18 protein-coding genes are annotated in these 16570 nt (G+C 52.2%); 7 read left to right on the forward strand and 11 right to left on the reverse strand.

The window, feature by feature from the left end:
• The first annotated feature begins 47 nt into the window (after positions 1-47).
• The gene (gene ptsI, locus EX31_RS20185) at positions 48-1775 is read left to right on the forward strand and encodes a phosphoenolpyruvate-protein phosphotransferase PtsI (protein WP_013574432.1); all 1728 of its coding nucleotides are present in this window, start codon (positions 48-50) and stop codon (positions 1773-1775) included.
• A 48-nt stretch (positions 1776-1823) separates the two neighbouring features.
• Positions 1824-2333 (forward strand): PTS glucose transporter subunit IIA, encoded by a 510-nt coding sequence (gene crr, locus EX31_RS20190; protein ID WP_013574431.1) that lies wholly within the window; start codon positions 1824-1826, stop codon positions 2331-2333.
• A gap of 56 nt (positions 2334-2389) precedes the next feature.
• Here crr and EX31_RS20195 read toward each other — a convergent pair whose 3' ends face one another.
• From EX31_RS20195 to EX31_RS20240, 10 genes are all read right to left on the reverse strand, one after another.
• The gene (locus tag EX31_RS20195; RefSeq protein WP_037036350.1) at positions 2390-3739 is read right to left on the reverse strand and encodes a HAMP domain-containing sensor histidine kinase; all 1350 of its coding nucleotides are present in this window, start codon (positions 3737-3739) and stop codon (positions 2390-2392) included.
• Positions 3720-4403, reverse strand: a complete 684-nt coding sequence (locus EX31_RS20200) for a response regulator transcription factor (RefSeq protein WP_013574429.1) — start codon at positions 4401-4403, stop codon at positions 3720-3722. The genes EX31_RS20195 and EX31_RS20200 overlap by 20 nt, the downstream gene beginning before the upstream one ends.
• 102 nt (positions 4404-4505) lie before the next feature.
• The gene (gene cysM, locus EX31_RS20205; protein ID WP_013574428.1) at positions 4506-5390 is read right to left on the reverse strand and encodes a cysteine synthase CysM; all 885 of its coding nucleotides are present in this window, start codon (positions 5388-5390) and stop codon (positions 4506-4508) included.
• A 115-nt stretch (positions 5391-5505) separates the two neighbouring features.
• Entirely contained in the window at positions 5506-6600 is a 1095-nt protein-coding gene (gene cysA / locus EX31_RS20210) for a sulfate/thiosulfate ABC transporter ATP-binding protein CysA (protein WP_013574427.1), read from the reverse strand.
• Complete coding sequence (cysW, locus tag EX31_RS20215; protein ID WP_013574426.1) at positions 6590-7465, reverse strand: sulfate/thiosulfate ABC transporter permease CysW; 876 nt, start codon at positions 7463-7465, stop codon at positions 6590-6592. Before cysW ends, cysA begins: the two co-directional genes overlap by 11 nt.
• Complete coding sequence (gene cysT / locus EX31_RS20220; protein WP_013574425.1) at positions 7465-8295, reverse strand: sulfate/thiosulfate ABC transporter permease CysT; 831 nt, start codon at positions 8293-8295, stop codon at positions 7465-7467. Before cysT ends, cysW begins: the two co-directional genes overlap by 1 nt.
• Positions 8295-9317, reverse strand: a complete 1023-nt coding sequence (locus EX31_RS20225; protein WP_037036354.1) for a sulfate ABC transporter substrate-binding protein — start codon at positions 9315-9317, stop codon at positions 8295-8297. Before EX31_RS20225 ends, cysT begins: the two co-directional genes overlap by 1 nt.
• Positions 9318-9529: 212 nt before the next feature.
• On the reverse strand, positions 9530-10429 hold the full coding sequence (locus EX31_RS20230; RefSeq protein WP_037036357.1) for a Dyp-type peroxidase: 900 nt from the start codon (positions 10427-10429) through the stop codon (positions 9530-9532).
• A 104-nt stretch (positions 10430-10533) separates the two neighbouring features.
• Entirely contained in the window at positions 10534-11163 is a 630-nt protein-coding gene (locus tag EX31_RS20235; protein WP_037036358.1) for an RpoE-regulated lipoprotein, read from the reverse strand.
• Between the two features lie 150 nt (positions 11164-11313).
• On the reverse strand, positions 11314-11757 hold the full coding sequence (locus EX31_RS20240; RefSeq protein WP_013574421.1) for a DUF2919 domain-containing protein: 444 nt from the start codon (positions 11755-11757) through the stop codon (positions 11314-11316).
• A gap of 217 nt (positions 11758-11974) precedes the next feature.
• On the opposite strand from EX31_RS20240, the gene EX31_RS20245 reads away from it, so the two are divergent.
• Positions 11975-12373 carry a YgiW/YdeI family stress tolerance OB fold protein gene (locus tag EX31_RS20245; RefSeq protein ID WP_037036599.1) on the forward strand — a complete coding sequence of 133 codons (399 nt, stop codon included), beginning with the start codon at positions 11975-11977 and terminating at the stop codon, positions 12371-12373.
• Between the two features lie 63 nt (positions 12374-12436).
• Here EX31_RS20245 and EX31_RS20250 read toward each other — a convergent pair whose 3' ends face one another.
• On the reverse strand, positions 12437-12862 hold the full coding sequence (locus tag EX31_RS20250) for a GNAT family acetyltransferase (RefSeq protein WP_013574419.1): 426 nt from the start codon (positions 12860-12862) through the stop codon (positions 12437-12439).
• Between the two features lie 276 nt (positions 12863-13138).
• Here EX31_RS20250 and amiA point away from each other — a divergent pair, with 276 nt between their 5' ends.
• The 4 genes from amiA to EX31_RS20270 all read left to right on the forward strand — a co-directional run bounded on the left by amiA (position 13139) and on the right by EX31_RS20270 (position 16557).
• Positions 13139-14023 (forward strand): N-acetylmuramoyl-L-alanine amidase AmiA, encoded by an 885-nt coding sequence (amiA, locus tag EX31_RS20255; protein WP_037036359.1) that lies wholly within the window; start codon positions 13139-13141, stop codon positions 14021-14023.
• 99 nt (positions 14024-14122) lie between these two features.
• On the forward strand, positions 14123-15106 hold the full coding sequence (gene hemF, locus EX31_RS20260) for an oxygen-dependent coproporphyrinogen oxidase (protein ID WP_015689490.1): 984 nt from the start codon (positions 14123-14125) through the stop codon (positions 15104-15106).
• Positions 15106-15555: a YaiI/YqxD family protein gene (locus tag EX31_RS20265; RefSeq protein ID WP_013574416.1), complete on the forward strand. Its 450-nt coding sequence runs from the start codon at positions 15106-15108 to the stop codon at positions 15553-15555. The genes hemF and EX31_RS20265 overlap by 1 nt, the downstream gene beginning before the upstream one ends.
• A 54-nt stretch (positions 15556-15609) precedes the next feature.
• Positions 15610-16557, forward strand: coding sequence for a uridine-preferring nucleoside hydrolase UriH (locus tag EX31_RS20270; RefSeq protein ID WP_037036361.1), 948 nt, complete (start codon positions 15610-15612; stop codon positions 16555-16557).
• Positions 16558-16570 lie beyond the last annotated feature (13 nt).

Below are 16570 nucleotides of genomic sequence, written 5' to 3' on the forward strand. Positions count from 1 at the left end.
ACAGCCGCTCTTATAAAGTTTAAACCAGTCAAGAGAAAGGTAGGGTTATGATTTCAGGCATTTTAGTATCTCCCGGTATCGCTTTCGGCAAAGCACTTCTGTTGAAAGAAGATGAAATTGTCATCAACCGGAAAAAAATCTCTCCAGATCACGTTGATCAGGAAGTTGAACGTTTCCTGACGGGCCGTGCGAAAGCGTCTGCTCAACTGGAAGTGATCAAGACCAAAGCCGGTGAGACCTTCGGTGAAGAGAAAGAAGCCATCTTCGAAGGCCACATCATGTTGTTGGAAGACGAAGAGCTTGAACAGGAAATCATAGCCCTCATCAAAGACGAGCACGCTTCTGCTGACGCTGCAGCTTTCTCTGTCATTGAAGGCCAGGCGAAAGCCCTGGAAGAGCTTGATGACGAATACCTGAAAGAACGTGCGGCTGACGTGCGTGACATCGGTAAACGCCTGCTGCGCAACATTCTGAACATGACCATCGTTGATCTGAGCTCCATCCAGGACGAAGTTATCCTGGTTGCGACCGATCTGACGCCATCAGAAACAGCGCAGCTGAACCTGAACAAGGTTCTGGGCTTTATCACTGATTTGGGTGGTCGTACTTCCCACACCTCAATCATGGCCCGCTCCCTGGAACTGCCTGCTATCGTGGGTACCAGCGATGTGACCAAACAAGTTAAAAATGATGACTATCTGATCCTCGATGCTGTTAACAATAAAATCTATGTCAACCCGACAGCAGACGTTATTGACGAGCTGAAAGCCGTTCAGAACCAGTACATCACTGAAAAAGACGAACTGACTAAACTGAAAGACTTGCCGGCTATCACGCTTGATGGTCATCAGGTTGAAGTTTGTGCCAACATCGGTACCGTGCGCGACGTCGCCGGTGCAGAGCGCAATGGCGCTGAAGGTGTCGGCCTGTATCGTACAGAATTCCTGTTCATGGATCGTGACAGTCTGCCTACCGAAGAAGAGCAATTCCAGGCGTATAAAGCCGTTGCTGAAGCGATGGGGTCACAGGCGGTTATCGTACGCACCATGGACATCGGCGGTGACAAAGACCTGCCGTACATGAACCTGCCGAAAGAAGAAAACCCGTTCCTGGGCTGGCGCGCAATCCGTATCTGTCTGGATCGCAAAGAAATTCTTCACGATCAGCTGAAAGGTATTCTGCGTGCTTCTGCGTTCGGTAAACTGCGCATCATGTTCCCGATGATCATTTCTGTTGAAGAAGTGCGTGAACTGAAAGCAGAACTCGAAATGCTGAAAGTGCAGCTTCGTGAAAAAGGCCAGGCATTCGATGAGACTATCGAAGTCGGCGTGATGGTGGAAACACCCGCAGCGGCTGTGATTGCGCATCACCTGGCGAAAGAAGTCGATTTCTTCAGTATTGGTACAAACGATCTTACCCAGTATACTTTGGCGGTGGATCGCGGTAACGAGCTGATTTCTCATCTGTACAACCCAATGTCTCCGTCTGTACTTGGTTTAATTAAACAAGTTATTGACGCATCTCATGCTGCCGGTAAATGGACAGGGATGTGCGGCGAGCTAGCCGGTGACGAACGTGCTACACTTCTTCTATTGGGCATGGGGTTAGATGAGTTCAGCATGAGCGCTATCTCTATCCCACGCATCAAGAAAATTATTCGCAATACAAACTTCGAAGATGTGAAAGCGCTGGCAGACCAGGCCCTGGCCCAACCTACGGCGCAAGAGTTGATGAACCTGGTTAACAAGTTCATTGAAGAAAAAACACTCTGCTAATTGCGCGATGCTGGTAAAGCTGCCCAAATTAATGCTTAGGAGAAGATCATGGGTTTGTTCGATAAACTGAAATCATTGGTTTCTGATGATAAAAAAGACGTTGGCACTATTGAAATCGTAGCGCCAATCTCTGGTGAAATTGTCAACATTGAAGATGTGCCAGACGTTGTTTTCGCTGAGAAAATCGTTGGTGACGGTATTGCTATCAAACCATCTGGCAACAAAATGGTTGCTCCGGTTGACGGCACTATCGGTAAAATCTTCGAAACTAACCATGCTTTCTCAATCGAATCCGACAGTGGCATTGAGTTGTTCGTGCACTTCGGTATCGACACCGTTGAACTGAAAGGCGAAGGCTTCAAACGCATCGCTGAAGAAGGTCAACGTGTTAAGAAAGGCGATTTGGTTATCGAGTTTGATCTGGCTCTGCTGGAAGAGAAAGCGAAGTCTACTTTGACTCCGGTTGTCATCTCTAACATGGACGAGATCAAAGAGCTGATTAAACTGACTGGTAGCGTGACTGTGGGCGAAACCCCAATCATCCGTATCAGGAAGTAATTTGCTCAGCGAGAAGTAAAAAAAACGGCGCCTAATCAGCGCCGTTTTTTATTGCTTCACATTTGCCAGTGCGGGACTTGAAGGCTGATGATCAGGCCATGAGGCTGCGCGTTACGGGCATCTACTTTCCCCTCATGCGCCAACATCACTTTGCGGGTGATCGCAAGCCCCAGGCCGTAGCCTTTGCCTGACAGCGGCGATTTCACGCGCACGAACGGGTCAAAGATACTCGACAGCTTATCTTCTTCCACGCCCGGCCCCTGATCGGCCACTTCAATTTGCAAATACTGTTCAACCTGAGCCAGTGAAACACTGATAGTTTGGCCGCGGGCCGAAAAACGCAGGGCATTACGCACCACATTATCCACCGCACGACGCATCAGCTCAGCATTACCCTTCACGGTGTAATCCATATTATCCGGAGACTCGGGGTACATCGCGATTTCGACCTCCGGCAACTGCGCTTCATAGCGGGCATCATTAACGACCGCCTCCACCAATCCGTAGAGATCGAAATACTCTTCATCAGGGATTTCACTGCTTTCAGTACGTGACAACGCCAGCAGTTCGCCAATCATTTTATCCAGCCTGCCCGCTTCGTGTTCTATGCGACTCAGGGAGCTTTCGACATTCGACGGATTCTGCCGCGCCAGACCGATTGCCAGTTGCAAACGCGCCAGCGGAGAACGCAGTTCATGCGAGACATCGTGCAACAGCTCTTCGCGCGCTTTGACCAGCACCTGCAGGCGTTCAGCCATAGAGTCAAAATCACGCGCCACTTCAGACAGCTCATCGTGCCGCTTACCCATACTGGTAAACAAGCGGACTGATAAATCCCCCTGCGCCACCCGTCCGAAGGCTTTACGCATTTGCAACATTGGCCGCGTCAGGTTCCATGCCAGTACGGCGCTGAACAGTAAACCGCCCAGTCCACCCAGCCACAACAGTGGCGGCGGCATATTCAGCCAGTCCCTGTGACGTCTCGGGCGATATTCATGCATCAGCCCGTCAACATCATATTTCAGCCGGTAACCCTGCCCGTCCGGTCCCTGCACAAACTGCACGACTTCATGCGGAATTTTACCGGGTTCCAGATCCTTAATCGTATTGCCTTTAGCAGGCAGCAACGACGGCGACACTGAGAAGAATTGTCGGTCATCTTGCGGCCAGTCGGCCATCATGGCGTTAAGAGCAGGCAGACCGCCGTAATGCAGCGTGGAAACAGCCGAGGTAATTTGCAGTTTCACAAACCGGCGGGCAATTCCGCTTTCCGGCGGTTCATGTGGATTGTAGAAAGCAAAAACCACCCACAGGCCCTGAGTGATCGCCACGAAAGTAAACCAGAATCCCAGCAGTATTTTCCAGAACAGTCTGCCGCGCAGTCGTTTAGCGGATTCGATAGCCAATGCTGCGCACCGTTTCAATAGTCAGAATATCGCCACCTTCCAGTGACCCCAGTTTCTGACGGATGTTACTGATATGCACATCAATACTGCGGTCATAAGCTTCGCGCGGACGCCCAAGACCTTTTTCCGACAACTCATCTTTCGATACCACGCGTTCAGGAGAACGTAACAGTAACTCCAGAAGGTTGAACTCAGAAGCCGTCAGATCGAATGGCACGCCGCGCCATTCACTGCTGCGGGTCGCCGGATTGAGCGTCAGATCGCCATAGTTGACCGAGGAATTATCAGAGTGTGATTCCTGCTGCTCTTCCACCCGACGCAGCACAGCACGCAAACGCGCCACCAGTTCGCGCGGGTAGCACGGCTTTGGCATGTAATCATCTGCGCCCATTTCCAGACCGATGACACGATCAATGTTGTCACCCTTCGCGGTCAGCATGATGATCGGCAGACGGCTGTTTTTACGCACCTGACGCAATACATCAATACCGCTCATGTCCGGCAGCATAATGTCGAGGATCATTGCGGTATATTCGCCAGACATCGCACCTTCCACACCCGCTTTACCGGTCAGCACCAGAGAAGCATCAAAGCCTTCTGCGATCAAGTATTCGCTGAGCATGGTGCCTAATTCAAGATCGTCATCGACTAATAAAATTTTCATTCTTCATTTCCGCCTGGCTAAAATTTTGGTCATTTTTACCACTAAGCCAGCCATTAGCAGCCGCTTTTACTCTAATTTTACATTCAACAGATGAATATAGGATCAAACATTAAACACACCTGTGGATAAATAACGGTCACCACGATCACAAATAATCGCCACAATCACGCTACCCGGATGATTTCTGGCGACGCGTAAAGCGCCCGCTACCGCCCCCCCGGAACTCACGCCACAGAAGATACCTTCCCTACGCGCCAGCGCCCGCATGGTGTCTTCTGCTTCGCCCTGCCCCATATCCATCACTTCATCGACCAGTTCAGGATTGAAAATGCCCGGCAGATATTCTTCCGGCCAGCGGCGGATACCTGGAATGCTGCTGCCTTCTGACGGTTGCAGCCCGACAATTTTCACGCCAGCATGCTGGCTGCGCAGATAACGACTGACACCGGTTATCGTGCCGGTAGTGCCCATGCTGGAGACAAAATGGGTGATGCGCCCGTGTGTCTGTTGCCAGATTTCAGGGCCTGTCGTCGTAAAATGTGCGAGCGGATTGTCAGGATTGTTAAACTGATCCAGCACTTTCCCCAGTCCCTGTTTTTCCATTTCCAGAGCGAGATCACGTGCGCCTTCCATTCCCTGCGCGCGGCTGACCAGCAACAGTTCAGCACCATACGCCCGCATTGATGCCTGACGCTCAAGGCTCATATTTTCGGGCATCAGCAATTTAAGCCTGTAGCCTTTCAGCGCCGCAATCATCGCCAGCGCAATGCCGGTATTGCCGCTTGTGGCTTCAATCAGCGTATCCCCCGGATGAATTTCACCCCGTTTTTCCGCCTGCTCAATCATAAACAGCGCGGCGCGATCTTTAACCGAACCGGCGGGGTTATTGCCTTCCAGCTTGACCCAAATCTCGCTGTCCAGCCCCTGCGTCAGACGCTGTAATCTCACCAGAGGGGTATTGCCGATGTAATGTTCGAGCGTACTCACGGGCTTGCCTTATATTAAAAAGGTATATTGACTGATAAAAAACACATAAACAGGTATCAGGCGATAAAAAGGGCGGCCCGATGACCGCCCTGAGAAAAATGCTGATTAAAAAATATCAGGCACTCTTCGCTAACGCAACGGGTTGTAACGGCTGGTCGCCAGCATACAGGCGGCCATTCAGTCCGCCGACATAGAAACGATCGCCGCGCTGAGGTGCGCTATTACCGTGGATTTCGGAAAGCACCACCGAAAGCGGTTCGTCGTGCCAGCCCTCGGCCTGCACGATAAGCTGCCAGAAATGGCCACGCGGGCTGACTTCCAGCACCTTCACCGGCAACGGACAGCGTGCCGTACTGTGCGGCGTAATTTCCATTTCCCAGGGACGCAGGAATAAATCGACCACACCCTGATGCAGTGGCGGGTTATCCAGCGGCCAGTGATATGCACCGACGTACAGCTGAGATCCCCGAATTTCGCCATGAATTTTATTAACTTCACCCATGAATTCCAGCACGAAACGGGTTGCCGGTTCACGCCAGATTTCCTGCGGGGCGCCGACCTGTTCGATATTACCCTGGCTCATGACCACCACGCGGTCAGCGACTTCCATCGCTTCTTCCTGATCGTGAGTCACGAACACGCTGGTGAATTTCAGTTCTTCATGCAACTGACGCAGCCAGCGGCGCAGCTCTTTACGCACCTGTGCGTCCAGCGCACCAAAAGGTTCATCCAGCAGCAGAATTTGCGGTTCAACCGCCAGCGCACGGGCCAGCGCCACACGCTGTTTCTGACCACCGGAAAGCTGTGCCGGATAACGGTTTGCCAGATGGCCAAGTTGCACCATCTCCAGCAATTTAGTGACTTTCTGTTTGATGGCTTCAGCATTCGGACGCTCACGGCGCGGCAGCACCGTCAGGCCAAACGCGATATTGTCGAACACCGTCATATGGCGGAACAGCGCATAATGCTGGAAAACGAAACCGACCTGACGATCACGGGCATGCAGGCGCGTCACGTCTTTACCGTGAAAACTCAGGTGTCCGGCGCTTTGATTTTCCAGTCCGGCGATAATACGCAGCAACGTGGTTTTACCTGAGCCGGAAGGCCCGAGCAACGCCACCATCTCTCCGGAAGCAATATCGAGCGAGATATCATTGAGCACCTTAGTGCGGCCAAAATATTTGTTGATACCGTTAATTTCAATGCTCATGACTTTCCTCCCGCTCAAGACGGTCGTTGTGGCGCTTCAGACGCCATTGCAGGCCGCTTTTCAGAAACAGCGTGACAATTGCCATCAGGGTTAACAGCGCAGCGGCAGTAAACGCGCCTGCGGTGTTGTAGTCCTGATGCAGTAATTCGACTTGTAATGGCAGCGTGTAGGTTTCGCCACGGATAGAACCGGACACCACCGATACCGCCCCGAATTCCCCAATCGCGCGGGCGTTGGTCAGCACCACGCCATACAGTAATGCCCAGCGGATATTCGGCAGGGTCACGCGGCGGAACATCTGCCAGCCGGACGCCCCCAGTAACACTGCCGCTTCATCTTCATGACTGCCCTGACTCAACATCACCGGCACCAGCTCACGGATGACAAACGGACAGGTGACGAATACTGTCACCATCACCATGCCCGGCCAGGCGAACATAAACTGAATATTGTGCGCATCCAGCCAGCCGCCAATCGGGCCGTTGGTGCCGTAAAACAGCAAATACAGTAAACCGGCAACCACTGGTGAAACCGCAAACGGGATGTCGATCAGCGTCAGTAATAACTGACGTCCCGGGAAATTAAAGCGCGCGACCAGCCAGGCCAGCAACGTGCCGAAAATCAGGTTCACCGGCACGGTGATCAGCGCCATCAGCACGGTCAGCCAGATAGAATGCAACATGTCGGAGTCCGACAGGTTCTTCCACACCGCTGCAATGCCGTCGGAAAACGCCAGCACAAAAATGCTGATCATCGGGATCACCAGTAGCAGAATACAAATCAGCACACCCGTGCCGATCAATGACCATTTCACCCAGTCAATACGCTGACGTCTTTCGCCCGCAAAAGCCGGAATATCAGACATTACTGGCCTCCCAGACGACGGCCATAACGGCTCTGTAAGGTGTTAATCGCAAACAGCAACAGCAGCGATGCGGCGAGGATCACCGAAGCAATAGCGCTGGCTGCCGGGTAATCAAACTCCTGTAAGCGGATAAAAATCATCAGCGAGGTCACTTCGGTTTTCCAGGCAATGTTACCGGCGATGAAAATCACTGCGCCGAATTCGCCCAGGCTGCGGGTGAAGGACAACGCCGTACCCGCCAGCAAGGAAGGCATCACTTCCGGCAACACCACGCGACGAAAACTCTGCCAGCGCGAAGCGCCCAGTGTTTCAGCCGCTTCTTCATATTCCGGCCCTAATTCTTCCAGCACCGGCTGCACGGTACGCACCACAAACGGGATGCTGGTAAATGCCATCGCCACCGCAATACCAAGCCAGGTGTACGCCACTTTGATATCAAAATGCGCCAGCCACTGACCGTAAAAACCGGTGGTAGAAAACAATCCTGCCAGCGTTAAACCGGCGACTGCCGTCGGCAGGGCAAACGGCAAATCCATCAGACCATCGATCAGACTTTTACCCGGGAATTCATAACGGGTCAGGATCCACGCCATCAGCATGCCGAAGAAACAGTTAAAAATACTCGCCACGCCCGCCGCCAGCAGCGTTACTTTATAGGCCGCCACCACCTGACCGTTGGTGATCACATCCCAATATTGCGCCAGTGTCATTTGTGACAACTGCATCACCAGCGCACTCAGCGGCAGCAACAGCACCAGGCACACGAACAACAAACTGCTGCCGAGGCTCAGGGTGAATCCGGGTAATACGCGTTTGCTCGACAACAACATTACTTGTGACCTTGCTCTAACAGTTTATCCAGCTCACCGCCGGTACTGAAATGGGTTTCCATCACTTGTGGCCAGCCACCGAACTGCTCTTCAACTTTGAACAGTTGGGTCTCCGGGAACTGCTCTTTCGCCGCCGCCATCGCCGTTTTGTCATACACGCGGTAGTTAAAACTGGTGATGATTTTCTGCGCCTGCGGGCTCCACAAATAATTCAGATAATCTTTTGCGGCTTTCTCTGTGCCATTTTTCTCAACGTTTTTGTCCACCCAGGCGACCGGGAACTCCGCCAGAATATCCACCTTCGGAACAATCACTTCATATTTATCATCACCGTACTGCTTACGGATGTTGTTCACTTCCGATTCAAAGCTGATCAACACATCGCCCAGTCCACGTTCGACAAATGTGGTGGTTGCGCCACGGCCGCCGGTATCAAAGACCTGGACGTTTTTCAGGAAACTCGCCATCTTTTCGCGGGTCTGCGTCTGGTTTTTATTGTCTTCCAGATTGAATGCGCCCCAGGCACCGAGATAGGTATAACGACCATTGCCGGAGGTTTTTGGATTCGGGAACACCAGACTCACGCCCGGACGTGCTAAATCGTCCCAGCTGTGAATGTTTTTTGGATTGCCCTTACGTACCAGGAAGGCCATGGTGGAATAGAATGGCGAACTGTTATTAGGCAGACGGCTTTGCCAGTTGGCCGGGATCAGGTTGCCGCGGTCATGCAAAATCTGCACATCGGTCACCTGATTATACGTCACCACATCTGCTTTCAGGCCCTGCAAAATCGCCAGCGCTTGCTTGGAGGAACCGGCATGCGACTGTTTAATATCGAGTTTATCGCCATTATTTTGATCAGCCCACTGTTTCTGGAATGGCGGATTCAGCGCGGCAAAAAGTTCACGGGACACATCATAAGAGCTGTTGAGCAATTCGGTTGCCGAAACCGCCCCGCTGGCCAGCAACAATGCCGCCACAGAACTTTTCAGCACATTGCCGGTAAATCCGAGTGTTTTCATGCTTAGCCTTAGGTGAGTGAACCGATATGCGACGCTGATATATGTCGCTCAATATCACACAGTGTATTTATAACTGAGGGTCAGGCTGTAACGGTTTTATATACCATTTGGTGATTTTCAAGCATGAAAAGCTATAAGGCATTAACAAGCGATGGGGGAATAACAAAAAGGAGAGAAGCAGGCGCGTCCGCGACGGAACGCGCCGGAAGAACTTAAAGCGCTAACAGCCGGGTCAGTGAAGGGGCGAAATAATAACTGCCGGTCACCGGACGGGTGAAGCGCAGCATGGCATCGCGTTTGCCATCAAGATCGCCAAACATACTCAGCAGCTGTTTCTCAATGTTCCACAAACGGGCGCAATAGCTAATGAAATACAAACCGTGCTCACCGCTGGCCGTACCGTAAGGCAGGCTCTGACGCAGAATTTTCAGGCCTTTGCCGTCTTCTTTCAGGTCAACACGACTGACGTGGGAAGTGTCCGGGCGAGTTTCTGAATCCAGCTCTTCGTCGGTTTCTTTTGTACGCCCGATAACATCTTCCTGCTGCTGCACAGAGAAGCGTTCCCATTGCACCAGATTATGTTTCCAGCGCTGAACCATCACGTAACTGCCACCTGCATCAACACTGCCTTCAGGAATAATCGCCACCTGAGCGCGGGCTTCTGCTTTCGGGTTTTCAGTTCCGTCGATAAAACCGCTGAGGTCACGTTCTTCCAGCGCACGGAACCCGTGGGTTTCTTCTTCGACAGTGATTGAACTGCCGAAGGCTTTCAATGCCGCCTGTGCCAGCGCAAAGTTCACGTCATGACGCAGGGACTGAATGTGCAACAACATATCGCGCTGCGTCGCCGGTGCCAGACCTTTACCCAGCGGCTCGAAAGATTTCAGCTCAGCGGCACCCTGATTTCCGGATAAATCACGCCATACATCGTTGCCAAAGGCCACGACCGCACCAAGATGTTCAGTGGGAAATTTTTTCTGCATGTCTTCCAGTACGGCCAAAAATGCACGGCAGCCGTGCCGGAGCGCATCCAGGTCACCCTGCGCTTTCGCTTCAATGTAAATCGCGAAACGGCAATGTTCGGGTAAAATGCCGCTCTGAACCTGAGTCATTTTCTCATCCTCGTTAATTTGACCGGCGATATCATACCGGATGTCAATAAAAATGCCTTGCGCGAAGGCAAGGCATTGAGGGCTTTTTAAGCGGAGAAACCCGTTTATTGCGCGGCAGCGGCCTGCGCAGTATTAGCACGCCAGATAATTTTGCTGACCTTCCAGTCTTTCAGGGCATCATCCGAAGGCATCAGCGAATCCGGGCCATGCCAGATACCGCTGAACACATACGTCACGTGAGCACTTTGCGGCGCTTTACACTCGACGTTTTCAGCATCGTCCCCTTCGCCCTTCACGCACACATCGAAAGCCTTGCTGTAGAGATCGCTGAAGGGCGTACCGATTTTAACGCCCCATTCACTTTCAACTTTCGTATCAACAACATCGACGCGCTGGACGTTACCTTTCGGCTCACCGCTGATCGACATCTTCACGTCTTTACCGTCCATCGCCTGGAAGAAGCTCAGCATTTTGCCGTTGCTCATCGACATACCGCTGCGCAGGGTATAGTCGCCGTCCAGCGCATCTTTAATGGCCGTTTCTGTCAGCGGGGTGCTGGCCGTAATATCACCCACCCCTTTGTCGCTGACCGTCAGGCTGCTGCCAAACCAGTTAAGCGGATTCATGGCCGACCAGGACACGCCCGGCCATGACATAGATGACATCGACGAACAGCCGGTCAGGATCAGCGGCAGCACCAGTAACATCGGGCGAACCCGCAGGCGAACAGTCATTCGGTACACTCCTATACTCCCCGTTCCCGTTGGCCGGTGCGGCCTGACGGATAAACCGGCAGTGAAATTATTATTTATTTACGCATTATTGTTCAGCGCCAGTTCGAGTACTTTTCTGGTAAAAAAGTTCAGCCTCGAATGGAATATGCATCAGGCCAGACGCCGCGCGGCATCAAAACAAGCGCGCAAACGGCGGCTCAGTAACCAGTAAGCCAGCGCGGCGGCATCCAGCAAGGCCAGCACGATATCCACGCCGGAAATCGTATCTGTGCTTTGCCACAGCCCCAGCCCCTGCAATGCGAAAGTGATAAACATCCCGGCCAGGAGTAACCAGTAACCGGCCTGCCAGATACGCGGCCACAGATGGCGACGGCCGCTAAGCAGAAAAACCAGCGCGGGCGGCAACCCGAGCAGCATGCCAGACCAGAAACTTTGCTGATCAGGATAAAACAACGCCAGCAGATCACTCCCCTGCTGGCGCGATGCGCCGGCCATCACAAACAATAACCAGGTCCTCGCCTGCAAAATCAAAATAGTCCAGAACCACAGCGGCAATCGCAACATACCGTGGTCGTTATAATCATCCGGGTTCATAAAAAGGACAACATTCCTGCAAATAAGGTGAAAGTTAACCATCACTCAAGGACATACCCAAAATAATTCATAATCTGCAATTTAAAGTATGCCGGGTATGCGCTTAAGAAACTGTTAAGAACTGTCTGTTTTAATGGTCTCCAGCACGGCAAGACATGCGAAACGATGTCATAGTTGCCGGTACCCGGAAACGTTAAATTAAGGACGACCTATTATGATGAAGAAGATCACTCTGGCAACCCTGATTGCACTTTGTTCAGCGACTGCATTTGCCCAACAGACCGGTGGCTTTAACGGCCCGTCAGCGCAGGAGTCGCAGACCCAGCCAGCAGCACAGGGCGGTTTCACTGGCACCACGGCGCTGAGTACAGTAAAAGACGCGCAAACCATGAAAGATGATCAGTGGGTTATGCTGGAAGGGTTTATCGATCAGCGTATCGACCACGATAAATACATTTTCCGCGACAATACCGGCACACTCAATGTCGAAATTGACGGCAAACGCTGGCAGGGACAGAACGTGTCGCCGAAGGACAAAATCCGCATTGAAGGTAAAGTCGATAAAGACTGGAACTCTGTGGAAGTGGATGTCAAAAACGTAAAATTGATTAAGTAAATCAGAAAACTAAAAGCCCCGGCAAAGTCATACTTGCCGGGGCTTTTTATTGAGGAAACGGCTTCAGTACTCTTGATCTTCGATCAAACGTTTGCCAAGCAAAAGAGTATCCGAAATTTCATAACCCAGTTTTTCATACATACTGACCACTGCATCGTTTTCAGCACGCACCATTAAATTCATCTTCGGGCAGCCGCGGGCGATTAACTTCTTCTCCAGACGGTTAACCAGCGCATTGGCAATGCCACGCCCGCGATAATCCGGATGCACACCCAGATAATTCGCCGAACCACGATGACCGTCATACCCCCCCATCAGCGTGCCTACCACTTCACCACCGACTTCCGCCACCAGGAAAAACTCCGGGCTGTGGTTAATTTTACGTTCAATATCCAGCTCAGGATCATTCCACGGGCGCAATAAATCGCAGCGCTCCCATAAGGTCAGTACTTCTTCAAAATCTTCTTGACGGTATACGCGAATTTCCATCACTGTTCGCCGCTGTTGATAGGGGTTTATATGATTATCGCGTGATCTGTTTGATACGCAACATCAAAATCACAAATTGAGGAGTTTACAAACCATTTTGAACGATAAAATCTTCACATAAAACAACGCGACGCCTTTCCTGCAACGGATATTTATTCGGTCATGACATCATTCACGACACAATATTCATAAAAAGTAATAGTTCTCAGATCGAAACTATAAAAAAGATACTCTATAACATAGAGCATTCTGCACTTTTCTGACGGTAACGGACTGATGTTAAACCCTCTGAACAAATTTCTGCATTTCCAGCCTTTGCCTGCCACCGCCACACGTCGCCAGCTATTATTGTCCGGGCTGGGATTAGCGATTGCCGCATTCGGTTCGCGCTCTGCCAGCGCTGCGCAGCAGGAACACATCACCAAATCAGCCCCGGCCCCTAAACCGCCAGGCGCAAAAAAACTGGTGATGATTGACCCCGGCCATGGCGGCATCGATTCCGGTGCGGTCGGTCATGAAGGCTCGGAAGAAAAACACGTCGTGCTGGAAATCGCCAACTATGTGCGGGAATTCCTCGGCGAACAAAGTCATATTGAAGTTAAACTGACCCGTGACTCTGATCACTTTATTCCGCTTTATCAGCGCGTTGAACTGGCGCATCAGCATCAGGCCGATTTGTTTGTCTCGATTCATGCCGATGGTTACACCAGCCCCACCGCTTCCGGCGCGTCTGTTTTCGCCCTCTCCAATCGCGGTGCCAGCAGCACAATGGCGCGGTATATGTCAAAAAAAGAAAACGATGCCGATCTGGTCGCGGGCGCGAAATATGCCAAAGAAGACAACAATTATCTGCAACAGGTTTTGTTCGATCTGGTGCAAACCGACACCATCAAAAACAGTCTGACATTAGGGCATCACGTGCTCGACAGGATCCGCCCGATCCACCATCTGCACAGCCAGCAGACCGAACAGGCGGCGTTTGCTGTTCTGAAATCTCCGTCGATCCCGTCGATTCTGGTGGAAACTTCGTTTATCACCAATCATCAGGAAGAACAGTTGCTCAGCACCACAGCGTTCCGTCGCGAGATCGCACAGGCGATTTCTCAGGGTATTGTGAATTTCTTCAGTTACTTCGATGCCAATGAACGCAAGCCACGGTAAAGTTCTTCCGCCACCAAAAGCAGACGCATCTGGGCGACCCGGCTGATTTTGGGTATATAATCACTTCCTCTTTCTGATTCAGCGCCTGCAAAGCGCTGAATGTCTTTTCAGTCAACGTCTGCGAGTTTGCCCGTGAGCCAATCCATTCCCGACATCCAGCAAGTTAAAACTTTCCTGCTTAAGCTCCAGGATCATATTTGCCAGCAACTGGCCGCCGCTGATGGCAACGGCCAGTTCTCTGAAGATCAATGGGTACGGGAAGAAGGTGGCGGCGGCCAGAGCCGGGTGCTGACCCATGGCGCAGTGTTTGAACAGGCGGGTGTAAACTTCTCGCATGTTGCCGGTGCCACCCTGCCTGCCTCAGCAACCGCGCATCGCCCCGAGCTGGCTGGTCGCAGTTTTCAGGCGATGGGCGTTTCACTGGTTATTCATCCGCTGAATCCTTATGTGCCAACCAGCCACGCCAACGTACGCTTTTTCATTGCGGAAAAGCCCGGCGAAGCACCGGTCTGGTGGTTTGGCGGTGGCTTTGACCTCACGCCTTATTACGGTTTTGAAGAAGATGCCCGCCACTGGCACCTGACAGCACAACAACTTTGCCAGCCGTTTGGCGATGATGTGTACCCGAAATACAAAAAGTGGTGCGACGATTACTTCTTTATCAAACACCGCAACGAAGCGCGCGGTATCGGCGGCTTATTCTTTGATGACCTGAATTCGCCGGATTTCGACACCAGCTTCAGCTTTATGCAGGCCGTGGGCAATGGCTTTACCGACGCTTATCTGCCCATAGTGGAAAAACGTAAAGCCCTGCCGTGGGGCGAACGCGAGCGCCAGTTCCAGCTTTACCGCCGTGGCCGCTACGTCGAATTCAATCTGGTGTGGGATCGCGGAACACTGTTTGGCCTGCAAACCGGTGGCCGTACAGAATCCATTTTAATGTCGATGCCGCCGCTGGTGCGCTGGGAATACGGCTATCAACCTGAAGAAGGCAGCCCGGAAGCCGCGCTTTACAGCGATTTCCTGCCAGTTCGCGACTGGCTGGCTGAAAAGGGCTTATCTGAAAACGGAGCGCCAAACTGATGCAGATCTGGGTTGATGCAGACGCCTGTCCGAACGTCATTAAAGAAGTGCTGTTCCGCGCTGCGGAACGCACCGGCATGATGGTGACACTGGTTGCCAACCAGATCATCCGCACACCGCCGTCAAAATTCCTGCGCACCTTACGCGTAGAAGCGGGTTTTGACGTTGCGGATAACGAAATTGTGAAACGCACCGAACCCGGCGATCTGGTGATCACCGCCGATATTCCACTGGCAGCGGAAGTGATTGAAAAAGGTGGTGTTGCGCTCAACCCACGCGGCGAGCGTTACACCACTGAAACCATTAAAGAACGTCTGAATATGCGTGATTTCATGGACACCATGCGCGCCAGCGGCGTACAGACCGGCGGACCACCCGCGCTTAATCAGCGCGACCGCCAGCAATTTGCCAATGAACTGGATAAATGGCTGCAACACGCTAAAAAATAATCCGATCTGGCTGACGAAACCGACGTACCACTACATTAATTAAAGGAATAAAAAATGGTCAAAAAGATCATCCTTGATTGCGATCCGGGGCACGACGACGCTATCGCGATGTTACTGGCTCACGGTAACCCGGAAATTGAGTTGCTGGCCGTTACTACGGTCGTCGGCAATCAAACGCTGGAGAAAGTCACCCGCAATGCCCTTGCCGTGGCGCGTGTTATTAATCTGACCGGCGTGCCGTTTGCGGCGGGCGCAACCCGTCCGTTAGTGCGCCAGGTGGAAGTCGCTGATGAAATCCACGGTGAGTCCGGCCTGGATGGTCCGGTGCTGCCGGAGGCGGCCATCACCCTTGAACCTGTTCACGCCATCGATCTGATCATTGATTTGATCATGTCACACCCGCCAAAAACTATCACGCTGGTACCCACCGGCGGGCTGACCAACATAGCCATGGCGGTGCGCAAAGAACCGCGCATTGCTGAACGCGTGAAGGAAGTCGTGCTGATGGGCGGCGGTTATCACGTGGGTAACTGGAGTGCGGTCGCAGAATTCAATATCAAGATTGACCCTGAAGCCGCTCATATCGTGTTCAACGAAAAATGGCCGCTGACCATGGTCGGACTGGATTTAACCCATCAGGCGCTGGCGACACCAGAAGTCGCCGCGCGCATTGCCGCTGTGGGTACCCGGCCCGCTAAATTTGTCGGTGAGTTGCTGGATTTCTTTGGTCTGAGCTACAAAGACCGTCAGGGCTTTGATTCACCGCCAGTTCATGATCCTTGTGCTGTGGCTTACGTGATTGATCCGAACGTAATGACCGTGCAAAAAGTGCCGGTGGATATCGAACTGACCGGCACTTTAACGCTGGGCATGACAGTAGCCGATTTCCGCGTCCCAGCTCCGCCGGATTGCCATACACAAGTGGCAGTTAAACTTGATCATCAGCGTTTCTGGGATCTGATCGTCGATGCGCTGGAGCGTATCGGCGAAGTAAAATACTGAGCCAGCGATTGAG

Origin of the sequence: Rahnella sp. WP5, assembly GCF_000745615.1 — a bacterium.
GTDB classification, from domain to species: Bacteria; Pseudomonadota; Gammaproteobacteria; order Enterobacterales; family Enterobacteriaceae; genus Rahnella; species Rahnella aceris.

Excerpts from the sequence above, each read along its gene's own strand:
- ptsI (WP_013574432.1), top strand. The coding sequence starts at position 48 with ATGATTTCAGGCATTTTAGTATCTCCCGGTATCGCTTTCGGCAAAGCA.
- crr (WP_013574431.1), top strand. The coding sequence starts at position 1,824 with ATGGGTTTGTTCGATAAACTGAAATCATTGGTTTCTGATGATAAAAAA.
- EX31_RS20200 (WP_013574429.1), bottom strand. The coding sequence starts at position 4,403 with ATGAAAATTTTATTAGTCGATGACGATCTTGAATTAGGCACCATGCTC.
- cysA (WP_013574427.1), bottom strand. The coding sequence starts at position 6,600 with ATGAGCATTGAAATTAACGGTATCAACAAATATTTTGGCCGCACTAAG.
- cysW (WP_013574426.1), bottom strand. The coding sequence starts at position 7,465 with ATGTCTGATATTCCGGCTTTTGCGGGCGAAAGACGTCAGCGTATTGAC.
- cysT (WP_013574425.1), bottom strand. The coding sequence starts at position 8,295 with ATGTTGTTGTCGAGCAAACGCGTATTACCCGGATTCACCCTGAGCCTC.
- EX31_RS20225 (WP_037036354.1), bottom strand. The coding sequence starts at position 9,317 with ATGAAAACACTCGGATTTACCGGCAATGTGCTGAAAAGTTCTGTGGCG.
- EX31_RS20230 (WP_037036357.1), bottom strand. The coding sequence starts at position 10,429 with ATGACTCAGGTTCAGAGCGGCATTTTACCCGAACATTGCCGTTTCGCG.
- EX31_RS20235 (WP_037036358.1), bottom strand. The coding sequence starts at position 11,163 with ATGACTGTTCGCCTGCGGGTTCGCCCGATGTTACTGGTGCTGCCGCTG.
- EX31_RS20240 (WP_013574421.1), bottom strand. The coding sequence starts at position 11,757 with ATGAACCCGGATGATTATAACGACCACGGTATGTTGCGATTGCCGCTG.
- EX31_RS20245 (WP_037036599.1), top strand. The coding sequence starts at position 11,975 with ATGAAGAAGATCACTCTGGCAACCCTGATTGCACTTTGTTCAGCGACT.
- EX31_RS20250 (WP_013574419.1), bottom strand. The coding sequence starts at position 12,862 with ATGGAAATTCGCGTATACCGTCAAGAAGATTTTGAAGAAGTACTGACC.
- amiA (WP_037036359.1), top strand. The coding sequence starts at position 13,139 with ATGTTAAACCCTCTGAACAAATTTCTGCATTTCCAGCCTTTGCCTGCC.
- hemF (WP_015689490.1), top strand. The coding sequence starts at position 14,123 with ATGTCTTTTCAGTCAACGTCTGCGAGTTTGCCCGTGAGCCAATCCATT.
- EX31_RS20265 (WP_013574416.1), top strand. The coding sequence starts at position 15,106 with ATGCAGATCTGGGTTGATGCAGACGCCTGTCCGAACGTCATTAAAGAA.
- EX31_RS20270 (WP_037036361.1), top strand. The coding sequence starts at position 15,610 with ATGGTCAAAAAGATCATCCTTGATTGCGATCCGGGGCACGACGACGCT.